A 14,070-nucleotide genomic window follows, 5' to 3' on the forward strand; every position below is an offset into this window, starting at 1 on the left:
TCACGCGCCCTCGCCCTCGCGCATGGGGATGCGGACGCCGCGCTCGGCGGCCACCTCGTCGGCGCGCTCGTAGCCGGCGTCGACGTGGCGGATGACGCCCATGCCGGGGTCGTTGGTGAGGACCCGGCGGATCTTCTCGCCGGCCAGCGGGGTGCCGTCGGCGACGGTGACCTGCCCGGCGTGGATCGAGCGGCCCATGCCGACGCCGCCGCCGTGGTGGAGCGAGACCCAGGAGGCGCCGGAGGCGACGTTGACCATGGCGTTGAGCAGCGGCCAGTCGGCGATCGCGTCCGAGCCGTCCTTCATGGCCTCGGTCTCCCGGTAGGGGGAGGCGACGGAGCCGCAGTCGAGGTGGTCGCGGCCGATGGCCAGCGGGGCGCGCAGGGTGCCGTCGGCGACCATCTCGTTGAACCGCTCGCCGGCCTTGTCGCGTTCGCCGTAGCCGAGCCAGCAGATCCGGGCGGGCAGGCCCTGGAAGTGGACCCGCTCGCCGGCCATCTTGATCCACCGGGCGAGCGACTCGTTCTCCGGGAAGAGGTCGAGGATCGCCTTGTCGGTGGCGGCGATGTCCTGGGCGTCACCGGACAGCGCGGCCCAGCGGAACGGTCCCTTGCCCTCGGCGAACAGCGGCCGGATGTAGGCGGGGACGAAGCCGGGGAAGGCGAAGGCCCGCTCATAGCCGGCGAGTTGGGCCTCGCCGCGGATGGAGTTGCCGTAGTCGAAGACCTCGGCGCCGGCGTCCATGAAGCCGACCATGGCCTCGACGTGCTTGGCCATGGACTCGCGGGCGCGGGTGGTGAAGCCGGCCGGGTCCTTGGCGGCGTGGTCGGCCATGTCGGCGAAGTCGATGCCGGTCGGGAGGTAGGCCAGCGGGTCGTGGGCGCTGGTCTGGTCGGTGACGATGTCGATCGGCGCGCCTTCGGCGAGCATCTGCGGCAGCAGCTCGGCGGCGTTGCCGAGCAGGCCGATGGAGAGCGGTTTGCGCTGGTCGCGGGCCTCGACGGCGAGCTGGAGGGCGTGCTGGAGGCTGTCCGCCTTCACGTCCAGGTAGCGGTGCTCGATCCGGCGCTCGATGGCGCGCGGGTCGCAGTCGATGCAGATGGCGACGCCGTCGTTCATGGTGACGGCGAGCGGCTGGGCGCCGCCCATGCCGCCGAGGCCGGCGGTGAGGGTGATCGTCCCGGCGAGGGTGCCGCCGAACTTCTTCGCCGCGACGGCGGCGAACGTCTCGTAGGTGCCCTGGAGGATGCCCTGGGTGCCGATGTAGATCCACGAACCGGCGGTCATCTGGCCGTACATGGTCAGGCCGAGGGCCTCCAGGCGGCGGAACTCCTCCCAGTTGGCCCAGTCGCCGACGAGGTTGGAGTTGGCGATGAGCACCCGCGGCGCCCACTCGTGCGTCTGCATCACGCCGACCGGCCTGCCGGACTGGACGAGCATCGTCTCGTCCTGCTTGAGCGTGGTGAGGGTGCGCACCATCGCGTCGAAGGAGCGCCAGTCACGGGCGGCCTTGCCGGTGCCGCCGTAGACGACGAGCTGGTCCGGGTGTTCGGCCACCTCCGGATCGAGGTTGTTCTGCAGCATGCGCAGCGCGGCTTCCTGCTGCCATCCCCGAGCACTCAGCTCCGTACCGCGCGGTGCCCGCACGGGTCGCGGTCCCGACATGGGCCGTGCCTCCCTGAACATCGAATGGATTGAGCTATTCACATCTTGGGGGCGATGAATAGCGCTAGTCAACAGGATGCGGTGAAGGTTTTCCACAGGCCGCTCGTTCGACTTGCCCGGCCGGAAAGTCGGTGTTAGCTTTCCCAGTAGGAAAGTTGAGGTGGGGCGCCGGCACGGGCCCCGCCCGTCTGAAACGCCAACGGGGAGGCGAAGGACATGACCACACCGGTGGACGCCGAGCGGGCCTGGCAGGATCTCCAGCGCATCCGGGTACCCCAGGAGCGGGTGTACGACGAGGTCGAGCGCTGCGCACAGGACGACCGGCGGGGCACGTACGTCACGGGGGGCCTGATGTGGCTCTTCGTCGCCAGCTGGGGACTCGACCTGCCGAAATGGGGCTCCTTCGTGCTCCTCGGCGCCTATGTCGCCGTCCTGGTCACGCTGGCCGTCGTCTACAGCCGCCGCAGCCGGATGCGACTGCACCGGTCGCGGTACGGCTGGCGCAGCGTCATCACCCTCTTCGCGGGCGCGGTCGTCGGCGGCGGCACGATCATCCTCACCGGGCGCCTGACCGACTGGCTGACCCTGCCCTACGGCAGCCTGATCCAGGCCACGCTCTCCGCCGGCGCCTTCGTGCTCTTCGTCGGCCCGGCCAACCGCTGGGCGGTCAGCCCGCTGCGCGGCCGGGCCCTGAGCGACCCCACCGAGAGAACCCCCGAGGAGGCGCGCCGATGAGCACTCCATCGGGCTTCGACGAACTGATCCACCCCTCCACCCGGCTGTCGGTCGTCGCCCTGCTCGCCGCGACGGAATGGGCCGACTTCTCCTTCATCCGGGACAGCCTCTCGCTCAGCGACTCGGCGCTGTCCAAGCAGCTGCACACCCTGGAGGAGGCCGGATACCTGGAGATCCACAAGGAGGGCGGCGGACGCAAACGCCGCACCAAGGTACGGCTGACGAGCCGTGGCCGCACCGCCTTCGAGGGGCATGTGGCCGCGCTCCGGGCGATCGTCGAGGGCGCCGGCCCCACTGCCGCCCCCGCGGTCCCTCCCCCCGAGGCGGGCCAGACCTCGGACCCGACCACTCAGCAACAGCACGCGGAGGCACACCGATGACGATCACCGAGGGCGCACCCGTGCCCCCGACCGCCGACGCCGCACCGCCGGTCATCCACGTGAGCGGCCTGCGGATGTCCTACGGCAGCACCGATGTGCTGCACGGCGTCGACCTGGACGTCCGGCGCGGCGAGGTCTTCGCGCTCCTCGGTCCCAACGGCGCCGGGAAGAGCACCACCGTCGAGATCCTGGAGGGCTTCCGGCAGCGTTCCGCCGGGACGGTCCGGGTGCTGGGCACGGACCCGGCGCGCGGCGGCGACGCCTGGCGCGGCCGGATCGGCCTGGTGCTGCAGACCTGGCGGGACCACCGCCGCTGGCGGGTGGCCGAGTTGCTGACGCACTTCGCCACCTACCACGAGGCACCGCGCGACCCCGCCGAACTACTGGCCCTGGTCGGCCTCACCGGACAGTCCGGCAAGCAGGTGGAGCAGCTCTCCGGCGGGCAGCGCCGCCGCCTGGACGTGGCGCTCGCCCTGGTGGGCCGCCCCGAGCTGGTCTTCCTGGACGAACCGACCACCGGCTTCGACCCGGAAGCCCGCCGCGACTTCCACGAGCTGATCGAGCGGCTGGCCCGCGACGAGGGCGTCACGGTCCTGCTCACCACGCACGACCTGGTGGAGGCCGAGCGACTGGCCGACCGGATAGCGATGCTGGTCAACGGCCGGATCCGGGCCCACGGCACCCCGGCGGAGCTGGCCCGCAGTGCCGCCGCCCAGGCCGAGGTCCGCTGGACGGCGCCGGACGGCACGGCCCGGCGGGAGCACACCGCGGACCCCTCCCGGCTGGTCTGGGAGCTCCACCGCGAGCTCGGCGGCCCGGTCGCCGACCTGGAGGTGCGCCGCCCGACGCTGGAGGACACCTACCTGCGGATGGTGCACCAGGAAGAGGTGCCGCAGGACGCGGCCGGACCGGTGACGGACGCCCTCGACGGTGGCGCCGGCAGGCAGAACCGCGCCGCCTGAGGCGCCGGCGGACAGCAGCACAGACCACAAGGGGGACGGACATGACAGCGGTCACCACGGTGACGGAAGCGACGGACGCGGACGGGGCGAACGGCATGGCGGGCAAGGGAGTTGGCGAAGGCGGTCGGAGCCCGGGCGGAGGCGGGTCCGGTCCCCGCCGGCGCTACTGGCGGGCCGGCTGCCTGCGCGGCGCGATCGAGGTACGGCATCTGTTCCGCAACCGGAAGGAGCTGGGCAGCCACCTGATCAACATCGTGGTCGCGCTGGTGGTCGCGAGCAATCTGCACGACGACGTACCGGGGACGCATGTCCCGATGGCGCACCTGGCGCTCTGCGGTTTCGCCGCCTATCTGCTGTTCCAGATAGGGCTGGTGAACCTCCCGCAGATCCTGGTGACCGAACGGGAGGAGGGCACACTGCTGCGCCTGCGGACCACCCCCGGCGGCATACCGGCGTACCTCATCGCCAAGTCGGTGCTGGTCGTCGCGATGGCCCTGGCCACCCTGGTCGTCCTGCTGAGCGCCGGCGCACTGGTGGCGAACGGACCCCTGCCGCACAGCGTCGACGGCTGGCTGACGCTGCTGTGGGTCAGTGCGCTGGGGCTGCTGGCCGTGGTGCCGCTCGGTGCGGCCATCGGCGCCGTCCTGCCCAATCCGCGCGAGGCACTGGCGCTGATCATGCTGCCGGCCATGGGCCTGCTGGTGACGTCCGGGGCGATGTTCCCGCTCACCTCGCTGCCCACGATCGTCCAGAAGATCGCCTCCGTCTTCCCGCTGAAGTGGATGGCCCAGGGCGTGCGCTCGGCACTGCTCCCGGACGCCGCCCGGGCCGCGGAGCCGGCCGGCTCCTGGGAGCTGCCGACGGTCGCCATGGTCCTGGCCGCCTGGGCCGTGATCGGCTTCCTGCTCGCCATACCCCTGCTGCGCCGTGCCGCCCGCCGCGAGTCCGGCTCCCGCCTCGGCGAACGCCACCGCAAGGCCAACCTCGGAGCGGCCCCCGCAGCCTGACCGGGCTCGCCCGGTCCGCCCCGGCCCGGCCGGCGCCCGTCCACCCCCGGGACGGTGCCGGCCGGGCCCCTTACCCCCACCACGGCCGCCCCGCCCGGTAAGCGATGGCGCGGCGCCCCCGGGCGATGATGGAGTGGCCCCATGACGAACACGGACCGAGACCGTGCCGTACAGGCAGCCGTTGCGCAGGGGCTGGTGGGGCCCGAGGAGCCGGTGGCGGGGCTGCTGGACATCTCCGGCATCCGACGATCCACGGCCGAACTCCACGCCGCCTTCGCGGAGTTCGCCACCCCCGGCACACCGGTGCTGCACGCCTTCGCCGTCAAGGCAGCCTCACTGGTTCCGGTGCTGAGGCTGCTGGCGCAGGAGGGGCTCGGCTGCGAGGTGGCCAGCCCCGGCGAACTGGCCCTGGCCCGGGCCGCCGGGGTACCGGCCGACCGCACGGTCCTGGACTCACCGGCCAAGACCCCCGCCGAGCTGCGGGAGGCGCTGGCCCTCGGGATCGCCGTCAACGCCGACAACCGCGAGGAACTCGCCCGGATCGACCGTCTGAGGGAGTCCGTGCCGAGCACCGCGCCCGTCGGCCTGCGGGTCAATCCGCAGATCGGCGGCGGCCGCATCGGGGCGATGAGCACCGCCACCGACACCTCGAAGTTCGGTATCGCGCTGCGCGACGAGGGCGCCCGCGACTGGGTCGTCCGCGCCTGCCTCGACCGCCCGTGGCTGACCCGGCTGCACGCCCACGTCGGTTCGCAGGGCATGCCGCTGGAGCTGATGGGCGCCGGGGTGCGCACCCTGTTCGACCTCGCCGAGGAGATCAACGAACGGGCCGGCCGGCAGCAGATCGACACCCTGGACATCGGCGGCGGCCTCCCCGTCAACTTCTCCTCCGACGCCACCACCCCCACCTACCGCGAGTACGCCGCACTGCTCCGCTCGGCCGTCCCCGGGCTGCTCGCCGGGCGGTACGGCCTGATCACCGAGTTCGGCCGCTCCCTGCTGGCCAAGCACGGCACGGTCCTCGCCCGCGTCGAGTACGCGAAGTCGGCGGGCGGCCGCCCGATCGCGGTCACCCATGCCGGCGCCCAGGTCGCCACCCGTACGGTCTTCGTCCCCGAGGCCTGGCCGCTCCGGGTCGCGGCCTACGACGCCGACGGGCGCCCCAAGACGGGAACGCCGGTCGCCCAGGACATCGCCGGCCCCTGCTGCTTCGCCGGCGACCTGGTCGCCGAGAACCGCCCGCTCCCCCTCCTGCAGTCCGGCGACCACGCCGCCCTGCTCGACACCGGCGCGTACTACTTCTCCACGCACTTCGCGTACAACTCGCTCCCCCGCCCCGGCGTCTACGGCTACGCCGCCTCCCCCGACGGCGTCCGCTTCGCGGTCATCCGCACACCGCAGAGCCTGTCGGAACTCACGGCGGAGAGCGGAGGCGTCCATGTGCGGGCACTGGACGCCTTCTAGCTTGTAGGCCCACGTACTCGGCTGCAGCGCCGTGGTTGTTGCTCGCCGTTGCGCTTTGCGGCGCCCCCGCACGTAGTTGTCTGCGGCGCCGCGGGGCTTCTCGCCGTTGCGCGCTTTGCGGCGCCGCGTACGTAGCTGGCTGTCCCGCCGCGGGGCTTGTTCGCCGTTGCGCTTTGCGGCGCCCCCGCACGTAGCTGTCTTTTGCGCCACCGGGCTCGCTCGCCGTTGCCCGCTTTGCGGCGCCTCCCACGTACCTGGCTGTCCCGCCGCGGGGCTTGTTCGCCGTTGCGCTTTGCGGCGCCTTCCACGTAGCTGTCTACGACGCCGCGGTTGTTGCTCGCCGTTGCGCCTGGCGGCGGGCGTTTGTTTGTCGGGTGCGGTGCCGGCCCTCCAGACTTCGTCCTCCGGTCCAGCCCCTCCCGTGAGTGGGGGTTGGGAGGCCGGTGGGGGTGGGCGTCGTCGTTCCGGGTGTCCCCACGTCGTGGGATGGGGGTAACGGGAATACCTCCCCTGCCCGCCGAGTTGAGGCCCGCAAGGGGCGCTCGCGACCCTTACGGGATCTGTTCGACCGTCCCCTACGGGTCCGCAAGATCCCTTGCATCCCCAACGCTCACCCCCACCCACCGCATTCCCCTCCCCTCAACGGGAGGGGACGGGCCGGAGGGGCCGGTGTTTGGGACGTAAAGCGCAGCAGTCCCAAACACCGGCCCCGGAGGCCCGTCACCGCACCCACCACAAACCCAGCCCGCCGCAGGCGCAACGGCGAGAAACCACCGCGGCGCCGCAGACAACTACGTACGCGGCGCCGCAAAGCGCAACGGCGAGCAACCCCCGCGGCGCCGCAGACAGGTACGTGCGGGGCCGCCGCAAAGCGGAACGGCGGGACGGCCAGGTACGTGCGGCTATTCCACGAACAGGCCCCGCGCCGCGGCTCGCGCGTCGAATTCTTCGAGGCGCGCCTGCGCTTCGGGCAGCGCGTCGCACATCGCCTCCAGGAGGACACGGCCCAGGAGCATGGGGGCGCAGGCGGTGTCGAAGGCCAGGCCGGTGCCGACCGCGGCGGGCAGCAGCAGGTCGGTGTGGCGGGCGACCGGCGCGAAGGCACTGTCGGCGACGGTCACCACGGTCAGCCCGGCGTCCTGGGCGTACGCGAGGGCCTCGACGACCTCGCGGGGATGCCGGGGCAGCGCGAAGCACAGCAAGGTGGTGGCGCCGGCCCGCACCGCCGCGTCGATCCGGTCGGGGAGCATCGTGCCGCCCTCGTCCAGCAGCCGGACGTCGGGGTGGACCTTGCGGGCGAAGTACGTGAACCCGGCGGCCTGGGCGGTGGCGGCGCGCAGTCCGAGGACGGGCAGCGGCCGGGAGGCGGCGAAGAGGCGGCCGGCCTCGATCACCGGCGACGGGTCGGCCAGCGCGGCGGCCAGGTGCCGGAGGTTGTCGATCTCCGCCTGGACCGCCTGCTGGTACTCGTTGGCGGTGCCGTCGTCGCCGGTCTTCTCCGCGGGCGCGACCTCGCGCAGGTGGCGGCGGAGCGCCGGGTAGCCGTCGAAGCCGAGCGCCACCGCGAAGCGGGTGACGGACGGCTGGCTGACGCCGGCCAGTTCGGCCAGTTCGACGCTGGAGAGGAAGGGCGCGTCGGCGGCCCGGCGCACCATGCAGTGCGCGATCCGGCGCTGGGTGGGCGTCAGCCGGTGACCCTCGAAGAGCTTCTGGAGGCGGGCGGCGGTGCCGGTGTCCGCGTCCGTGACCCGGCCGGCCGTCGCGTCCCGTGCCTCCTCGGCCCGGGCCTCCGCGGCCTGCTCCCCCGGCGCGCCGCCGGTACCGCGGCCGTTGTCCCCGTCCCCGCTCATCGCCTCTTCTTCCCGGCCCGGTGTGGGCCTTGTCCTGTGTCGACCGACTGTACGGAATTCCTGGCTCGGGACGGCGCGCGGTACGCCTGACGGTCCGCCCGTACGGGACCGTTCCGGTCACCGCCCGCCGGTACGCGGGCCCCCGTACGGCGGGGCCGGCCCGCCAGCCGGCCGACCGCACACCCGCCCCTCGGCACACCGTCCACGCGGGCCGTCCGTACGAGGTACGCCCGACGGTCCGCCCGTACGGGAGCGTTCCGCTCACCGCCCGCAGGGACGCGGGCCCCCGCGCACCCCCATGGCCGAGCCGCCACCCCGCCGACCACATACCCGACCGCACACCCGCCTCCGCCCCGGAAGCCGCCCCGCCCCCCGGCCGGATCCACGGCCGTGCGCTGGGGCGCCGGCCCGCCGATGCGTCCAGCCCCGACTGCGTTCGTGCCTAGGTTCGTGCCCAGGTTCATGGCTGGGTTAATGGCTGCGTTCGTGCCTAGGCTCGCGCATAGGTACGTGCCCGGGTTCATGCCTGCCTTCGCGTCCAGGTTGATGGCTGGCTCCATGTCGTTCACACCTCCGCCAGTTCGTCGAGCAGGCCGGCTGCCACCGCCACGTCGTCCGTCAGTGGGCGGTCCTCCATGCGAGGGTCGAGCGCCTCGGTGGCGCGGGTGTAGGCGGTGGTGAGGGGGAGGCCGGGTTCGGGTTCGAGGGAGCGCATGCGCAACGCCCGTACGGCGGCGACGAGTTCGCAGGCGAGGATCTGGCGGTAGTAGGTGGCGGCGCGCAGCGTCTGGCGGGCGCCGAGGGAGGCGAAGCTGGCCTGTTCCTCGACGCCGCGGGAGAGGACGGCGTGGCCGAGGGAGGACGGGTGGGAGACGGCGCGCATCTCGCCGAGGGCCGCGCCGGCCGCGTATTCGAGGATCATGACGCCGGAGCTGGCGGGGGCGGCGTCGCCCAGGAAGGGGCGGAGCCGGGTGAGGTCCGGCTCGGAGAGGGCCGCCAGGCGGGCGGTGGAGAGCCGGGCGGTCTGCAGGACGGCCAGCCGGAAGGTGTCCAGGGCGAGGGCGACATGGGCGGCGTAGAAGTTGCCGTGGTGGTAGGCGGCCTGGTCCTCGGTGCTGATCAGCGGGTTCTCGGCGGCGGCGTTGAGCTCGACGGTCAGCACGGATTCCAGGGTGTCGGCGGCGTCCGTTGCCGGGCCGTGGATCTGGGGGAGGCAGCGGAAGCCGTACGGGTCCTGGATGCGGCCCAGCGGCGGGCTGGGCCGCGGCGGCACGCCGGAAAGGGTGCGCAGCCGGGCGGCGGCGGCCGCGGAGCCGGGGTGCGGGCGGGCGCGCATGACCGGTTCGGCGAACGGTTCGTAGGAGCCGCCGACCGCGAGCAGGGAGAGCGCGGCGACCGGCAGCGACGCGGCCAGCAGCCGGCGCAGTGCGTCCAGGGCGAGCGCGGACTGGCCGAGGGTGAGGGCGTTGCTGCTGATCAGGGCGAGCGCGTCGTTGTTGTCGAGGGCGACGGGGGCCGGGGCGCGGCCGCCGGGGGTGCCGTGCCAGGGGTGTTCGCCGGCCAGGGCCAGGCCGGTCTGGGCGAGCGCGGCCAGGTCGCCGGTGCCGACCGCGCCGTGTTCGTTGACGACGGGGTGGGCGCCGGCGTCCAGGGCGGTGATCAGGGCCGTGATGACCGCGGGGTTGAGGCCGGCCCCGCCGGCGAGCAGCTGGTTGGCGCGGACCGCGAGCATCGCCCGGACCTCGCGGCCCGGCAGCGGGTCGCCGATCGCACCGGCGTGGCTGCGCAGCAGGCGCAGGCCGTGGGCGGCGTCGGCGGCCTCGACGTCCTCGGTGCGGTTGGCGCCGACGCCGGTGCTGCGGCCGTAGACGCGTCCGGTGGCGGCGAGCCGGCGGGCGGTGTCCCAGGATTCCGCGGCGCGGGCGAGGGCCTTGGGGTCGGGGGCCGCGGGGCGGGCGGTGCGGTCCGCGAGGGCGGCGACGTCGGCGGTGCGCAGCGCGGTGCCGTCGAGGGTGATGCGCCTGCCGGACCGTGGGGCGGTGTCCAGCATGTGGGAAATCAAGGGGCTCAACTCCCTCTTATAACGCGCTTTGTGGGCCGAATTCCGATACCTGGTTCCGTACGGTGGCCGAGCGGAGAGCTGGAAGAACTCTCGGGTAACCCGCGTTGTCACACAGGGTTTACTCCCACCCATTGACTTCTATTCACACGCCTAAGACTCTGCATGACACTATGCAGGCCGGGCAAGGGGCAGCGGATGATCAAATTCGACGCAGTCAGCAAGCGGTACCCGAACGGCACCACCGCAGTGGACGACCTCTCCCTCGACCTCCCCGAGGGCGGCGTCACCGTCCTCGTCGGATCGTCCGGATGCGGCAAGACGACGACCCTGCGGATGGTCAACCGCATGGTCGAGCCGACCGCCGGCACCATCAGCGTCGGCGGCCGCAACGTCCTGGAGGCGGACGCCGCCGAGCTGCGCCGCGGCATCGGCTACGTCATCCAGCAGTCCGGCCTCTTCCCGCACCGTACGGTCCTCGACAACATCGCGACCGTCCCGCTGCTGCTCGGCTGGGGCCGCCGCAAGGCCCGGTCCCGCGCCGCGGAGCTGCTGGAGCTGGTCGGCCTGCCCGCGGACACCGGCAAGCGCTATCCGCACCAGCTCTCCGGCGGCCAGCAGCAGCGCGTCGGGGTGGCCCGGGCGCTCGCCGCCGACCCCCCGGTGCTGCTGATGGACGAGCCGTTCGGCGCCGTCGACCCGGTCGTCCGCACCCAGCTCCAGAACGAGCTGCTGCGGCTCCAGGGGGAGCTGCGCAAGACCGTCGTCTTCGTCACCCACGACATCGACGAGGCGGTCCGCCTGGGCGACCGGATCGCGGTGTTCCGCACCGGCGGCCGGCTGGTCCAGTGCGCCGAGCCCGCCGAACTGCTGGCCCGCCCCGCCGATGACTTCGTCGCCGACTTCCTCGGCGCCGAGCGCGGCCTGAAGCTGCTCTCGCTCACCACCCTCGCCGACGTGCCGCACGCGCCCGGCCGGGCGATACGCGCCGACGAACCGGTCGGCGCGATAGGCCGCGACGGCGGGCGCTGGCGCCTGGTGACCTCGCCGCGCGGCGAACCGCTGGGCTGGCTGGACACCGACGCGCTGCCGGCCGGTGGTACGGCCGGCGAGGCGGAGCTGGCCGCGGTCCGGCCGCTGCGGGACACCGATTCGCTGCTCTCGGCCCTCAACGAGGCGGTCTCCTCACCGGCCGGGGCGGTCGCCCGGGTCACCGCCGACGGCGTCCTGACCGGCGTCACCTCCCGCGACACCATCCACGACCGGGCCGGCCGCAGCCACGCCGACGCCGCCCGGGCGACCGCCGACGAGGGCGCCGCCCCCGACGCCCGCAGGCCCGATGCCCCCGCGCCCGACGACCCCGGGCCCGAGGCCGCCGCCCCCGCGGAGCGCCCCGTATGACCGTCGAATGGGGCTGGTTCCCCGATCACGCCGGCGAACTGACCCGCCTCACCGCGGACCACCTCGCCACCGCCGTCCCCGCCGTCCTCTTCGGGCTGCTGATCGCGCTGCCACTGGCGGTCCTCGCGCACCGCGTCCGCCCGCTGCGCGGCTTCGTCCTCGGCGCGTCCAACATCCTCTACACCATCCCCTCGCTCGCCTTCTTCGTCCTGCTGCTGCCGGTCACCGGGCTGACCCGCACCACCGCGATCACCGGCCTGACCGCGTACACCCTGGTCGTCCTGGTGCGGAACACCGTCGAGGGCCTGGACGCGGTCCCGGAACGGGTGCGCGAGGCGTCGAAGGCGATGGGGACCCGGCCGCTGCGCACCCTGCTCACCGTCGAGCTGCCGCTCGCCCTCCCGGTGATCATGGCGGGCGTACGGGTCGCGACGGTGATGTCCATCTCCCTCGTCAGCGTGGCGAGTTACATCGGGTACGGCGGGCTCGGCCAGCTCTTCACCGACGGCTTCCAGCGCAACTTCCCCACCCCGGTCATCGCCGGCGTGGCCCTGACCCTGCTGCTCGCCCTGGCCGCCGACGCCCTGCTGGTGACCGTCCAGCGGCTGTGCACCCCCTGGCGGCGCGGCACGCCCCGGTGCGCCCCCAAGCTGTGGAAGCGAGCGTGACGGCCCGATGCTCGAACTCCTGAAGAACCTCGCGGCCTGGCTGACCGGCCCGGCACAGTGGGCGGGCCCCGACGGCATCGCCACCCGCGTCCTGGAGCACCTGGAGTACTCGGTGCTCGCCACCCTCGCCGCGGCCCTGATCGCGCTGCCCGTCGGGCTGCTCATCGGGCACACCGGCCGCGGCGCCTTCCTCGCCGTCAACCTCTCGTCCTTCGGCCGGGCGCTGCCCACCGTCGGCCTGGTCACCCTGGTCTTCCTCGCCGGCGGGCTCAGCGTGTGGCCGGTGTACGTCTCGCTGGTCGCGCTCGCCGTACCCGTGATCATCACCAACACCTACGCCGGGATGGCCGCCGTCGACCCGGAGGTCAAGGACGCCGCCAAGGGCGTGGGGCTGCGCGGCCGCCAGATCCTCTGGCAGGTCGAGGTGCCACTGGCGCTGCCGCTGATCATGACCGGTATCCGGCTGGCGACCGTCCAGGTCGTGGCCACCGCCACCATCGCCGCCTACGTCAGCTTCGGCGGGCTGGGCCGCTACGTCTTCGACGGCCTGGCCCAGCGCGATCTGGTGCAGGTGCTCGGCGGTGCGGTGCTGGTCGCCGTGCTCGCCGTCGTCGCCGACCTGGCCCTGGGCGGGCTGACCCGGCTGCTGTTCCGCGGCCGCCCGGCCACCGCCCGCTGAACCGCCACGCCCCGCGCCCCGTACGCCCGCCCCTCCCCAGGAGCCAGCCATGAACCGCCGCACCGCCCTGACCACCCTGCTCGCCGGCGCCTCGGCACCGCTGCTGGCCGCCTGTTCCTCCGGCATCACCTCCCTCAAGGGGAACGGCGCCGGCGGCGACAGCGGCAACAGCAGCGGTGGACTGGTCATCGGCACCGCCAACTTCACCGAGAACCAGATCCTCGGCCACCTCTACGCGGGCGTACTGTCCAAGGCCGGCGTCAAGGCCACCGTCCGGCCCAACCTCGGCTCCCGCGAGATCGTGGTTCCGGCTCTGCGCTCCGGCGACATCGACCTGCTCCCCGAATACCAGGGCAGCCTGCTGCTCTACCTCGACAAGAAGGCCACCGAGACCGAGGCCGGCGCGATGCAGAACGCGCTGGCCACGGTGGTACCGGACGGCCTTGAGGTACTCCCGTACGCGGCCGCCGAGGACCGCGACAGCTTCGCCGTGACCCGCGAGACCGCCGACCGCTACGGCCTCACGTCGCTCGACGACCTGCGCAAGGTCAGCGGCAAGCTGGTGTTCGGCGCGGCCGCCGAGATGAAGAAGCGGGTGGTCGGACTGGTCGGCCTCAAGGACCGGTACGGCGTGGAATTCAAGGAGTTCAAGGCGCTGGACTCGTCCGGCCCGCTGGTCAAGGGCGCCCTGAAGAAGGGCGACATCGACGTCGCCAACGTCTTCACCACCGACGTCGACATCAAGGAGAACGGCTGGGTGCTGCTGGCCGACCCCCGGCACCTGGTCCCCGCCCAGCACATCGTCCCGCTGATCGCCGCCCGCAAGTCCGACACGAAGGTGCGCCGGGCGCTGGCAACCCTCGGCAACGCGCTGACCACCGCCGACCTCACGGAACTCAACCGCAAGGTCGACAAGGACAAACAGGACCCGGACCGGGTGGCGGCCGCCTGGCTCTCCCAGCGGAAGCTGGGGTGATCCCCACGTACTTGGCCGTCCCGCCGCGGTTGTTGTTCGCCGTTGCGCTTTGCGGCGCCCCCTACGTACTTGGCCGTCCCGCCGTTGTTGCTTCTCGCCGTTGCGCCTGCGGCGGGCTGGGTGGGTGTTGGGTGCGGTGACGGACCTCCGGGGCCGGTTGTGTGGACTGCTGACGCTTTACGTCCACACAACCGGCCCCTCCGGCCCGTCCCCTCCCGTTGGGG

12 protein-coding genes are annotated in these 14,070 nt (G+C 73.1%); 9 read left to right on the forward strand and 3 right to left on the reverse strand.

Translation table 11 applies throughout. The features are described from left to right. Entirely contained in the window at positions 1-1,665 is a 1,665-nt protein-coding gene (gene hutU, locus ACGF4C_RS37160) for a urocanate hydratase (protein WP_393572712.1), read from the reverse strand. Between the two features lie 216 nt (positions 1,666-1,881). On the opposite strand from hutU, the gene ACGF4C_RS37165 reads away from it, so the two are divergent. The 5 genes from ACGF4C_RS37165 to ACGF4C_RS37185 all read left to right on the forward strand — a co-directional run bounded on the left by ACGF4C_RS37165 (position 1,882) and on the right by ACGF4C_RS37185 (position 6,213). Next, positions 1,882-2,400: a hypothetical protein gene (locus tag ACGF4C_RS37165; RefSeq protein WP_393572714.1), complete on the forward strand. Its 519-nt coding sequence runs from the start codon at positions 1,882-1,884 to the stop codon at positions 2,398-2,400. After that, positions 2,397-2,780 (forward strand): transcriptional regulator, encoded by a 384-nt coding sequence (locus ACGF4C_RS37170; protein ID WP_393572716.1) that lies wholly within the window; start codon positions 2,397-2,399, stop codon positions 2,778-2,780. Before ACGF4C_RS37165 ends, ACGF4C_RS37170 begins: the two co-directional genes overlap by 4 nt. Next, on the forward strand, positions 2,777-3,742 hold the full coding sequence (locus ACGF4C_RS37175; protein ID WP_393572718.1) for an ABC transporter ATP-binding protein: 966 nt from the start codon (positions 2,777-2,779) through the stop codon (positions 3,740-3,742). The genes ACGF4C_RS37170 and ACGF4C_RS37175 overlap by 4 nt, the downstream gene beginning before the upstream one ends. A 41-nt stretch (positions 3,743-3,783) precedes the next feature. Then, entirely contained in the window at positions 3,784-4,749 is a 966-nt protein-coding gene (locus ACGF4C_RS37180) for an ABC transporter permease (RefSeq protein WP_393572720.1), read from the forward strand. A gap of 141 nt (positions 4,750-4,890) precedes the next feature. Next, complete coding sequence (locus ACGF4C_RS37185; protein WP_393572722.1) at positions 4,891-6,213, forward strand: diaminopimelate decarboxylase; 1,323 nt, start codon at positions 4,891-4,893, stop codon at positions 6,211-6,213. A gap of 902 nt (positions 6,214-7,115) precedes the next feature. Here ACGF4C_RS37185 and ACGF4C_RS37190 read toward each other — a convergent pair. Together ACGF4C_RS37190 and ACGF4C_RS37195 are read right to left on the reverse strand one after the other, a co-directional pair. Next, positions 7,116-8,063, reverse strand: a complete 948-nt coding sequence (locus ACGF4C_RS37190) for a MurR/RpiR family transcriptional regulator (protein ID WP_201803798.1) — start codon at positions 8,061-8,063, stop codon at positions 7,116-7,118. A gap of 565 nt (positions 8,064-8,628) precedes the next feature. Further along, complete coding sequence (locus ACGF4C_RS37195; RefSeq protein WP_393572725.1) at positions 8,629-10,125, reverse strand: aromatic amino acid ammonia-lyase; 1,497 nt, start codon at positions 10,123-10,125, stop codon at positions 8,629-8,631. A gap of 195 nt (positions 10,126-10,320) precedes the next feature. Here ACGF4C_RS37195 and ACGF4C_RS37200 point away from each other — a divergent pair, with 195 nt between their 5' ends. The 4 genes from ACGF4C_RS37200 to ACGF4C_RS37215 are packed head-to-tail and all read left to right on the forward strand — an operon-like array spanning position 10,321 to position 13,846. Then, entirely contained in the window at positions 10,321-11,523 is a 1,203-nt protein-coding gene (locus ACGF4C_RS37200) for an ABC transporter ATP-binding protein (protein ID WP_393572727.1), read from the forward strand. After that, the gene (locus ACGF4C_RS37205; RefSeq protein ID WP_393572729.1) at positions 11,520-12,191 is read left to right on the forward strand and encodes an ABC transporter permease; all 672 of its coding nucleotides are present in this window, start codon (positions 11,520-11,522) and stop codon (positions 12,189-12,191) included. The genes ACGF4C_RS37200 and ACGF4C_RS37205 overlap by 4 nt, the downstream gene beginning before the upstream one ends. 7 nt (positions 12,192-12,198) lie before the next feature. Beyond that, positions 12,199-12,870 carry an ABC transporter permease gene (locus ACGF4C_RS37210; protein ID WP_030414348.1) on the forward strand — a complete coding sequence of 224 codons (672 nt, stop codon included), beginning with the start codon at positions 12,199-12,201 and terminating at the stop codon, positions 12,868-12,870. A gap of 49 nt (positions 12,871-12,919) precedes the next feature. Beyond that, a complete protein-coding gene (locus tag ACGF4C_RS37215; RefSeq protein WP_393572732.1) occupies positions 12,920-13,846 on the forward strand; it encodes an ABC transporter substrate-binding protein in 927 nt (308 codons plus the stop codon). Positions 13,847-14,070: the final 224 nt, after the last annotated feature.

This window comes from Streptomyces sp. NPDC048197, from assembly GCF_043202395.1.
Taxonomy (GTDB): Bacteria; Actinomycetota; Actinomycetes; order Streptomycetales; family Streptomycetaceae; genus Streptomyces; species Streptomyces siderophoricus.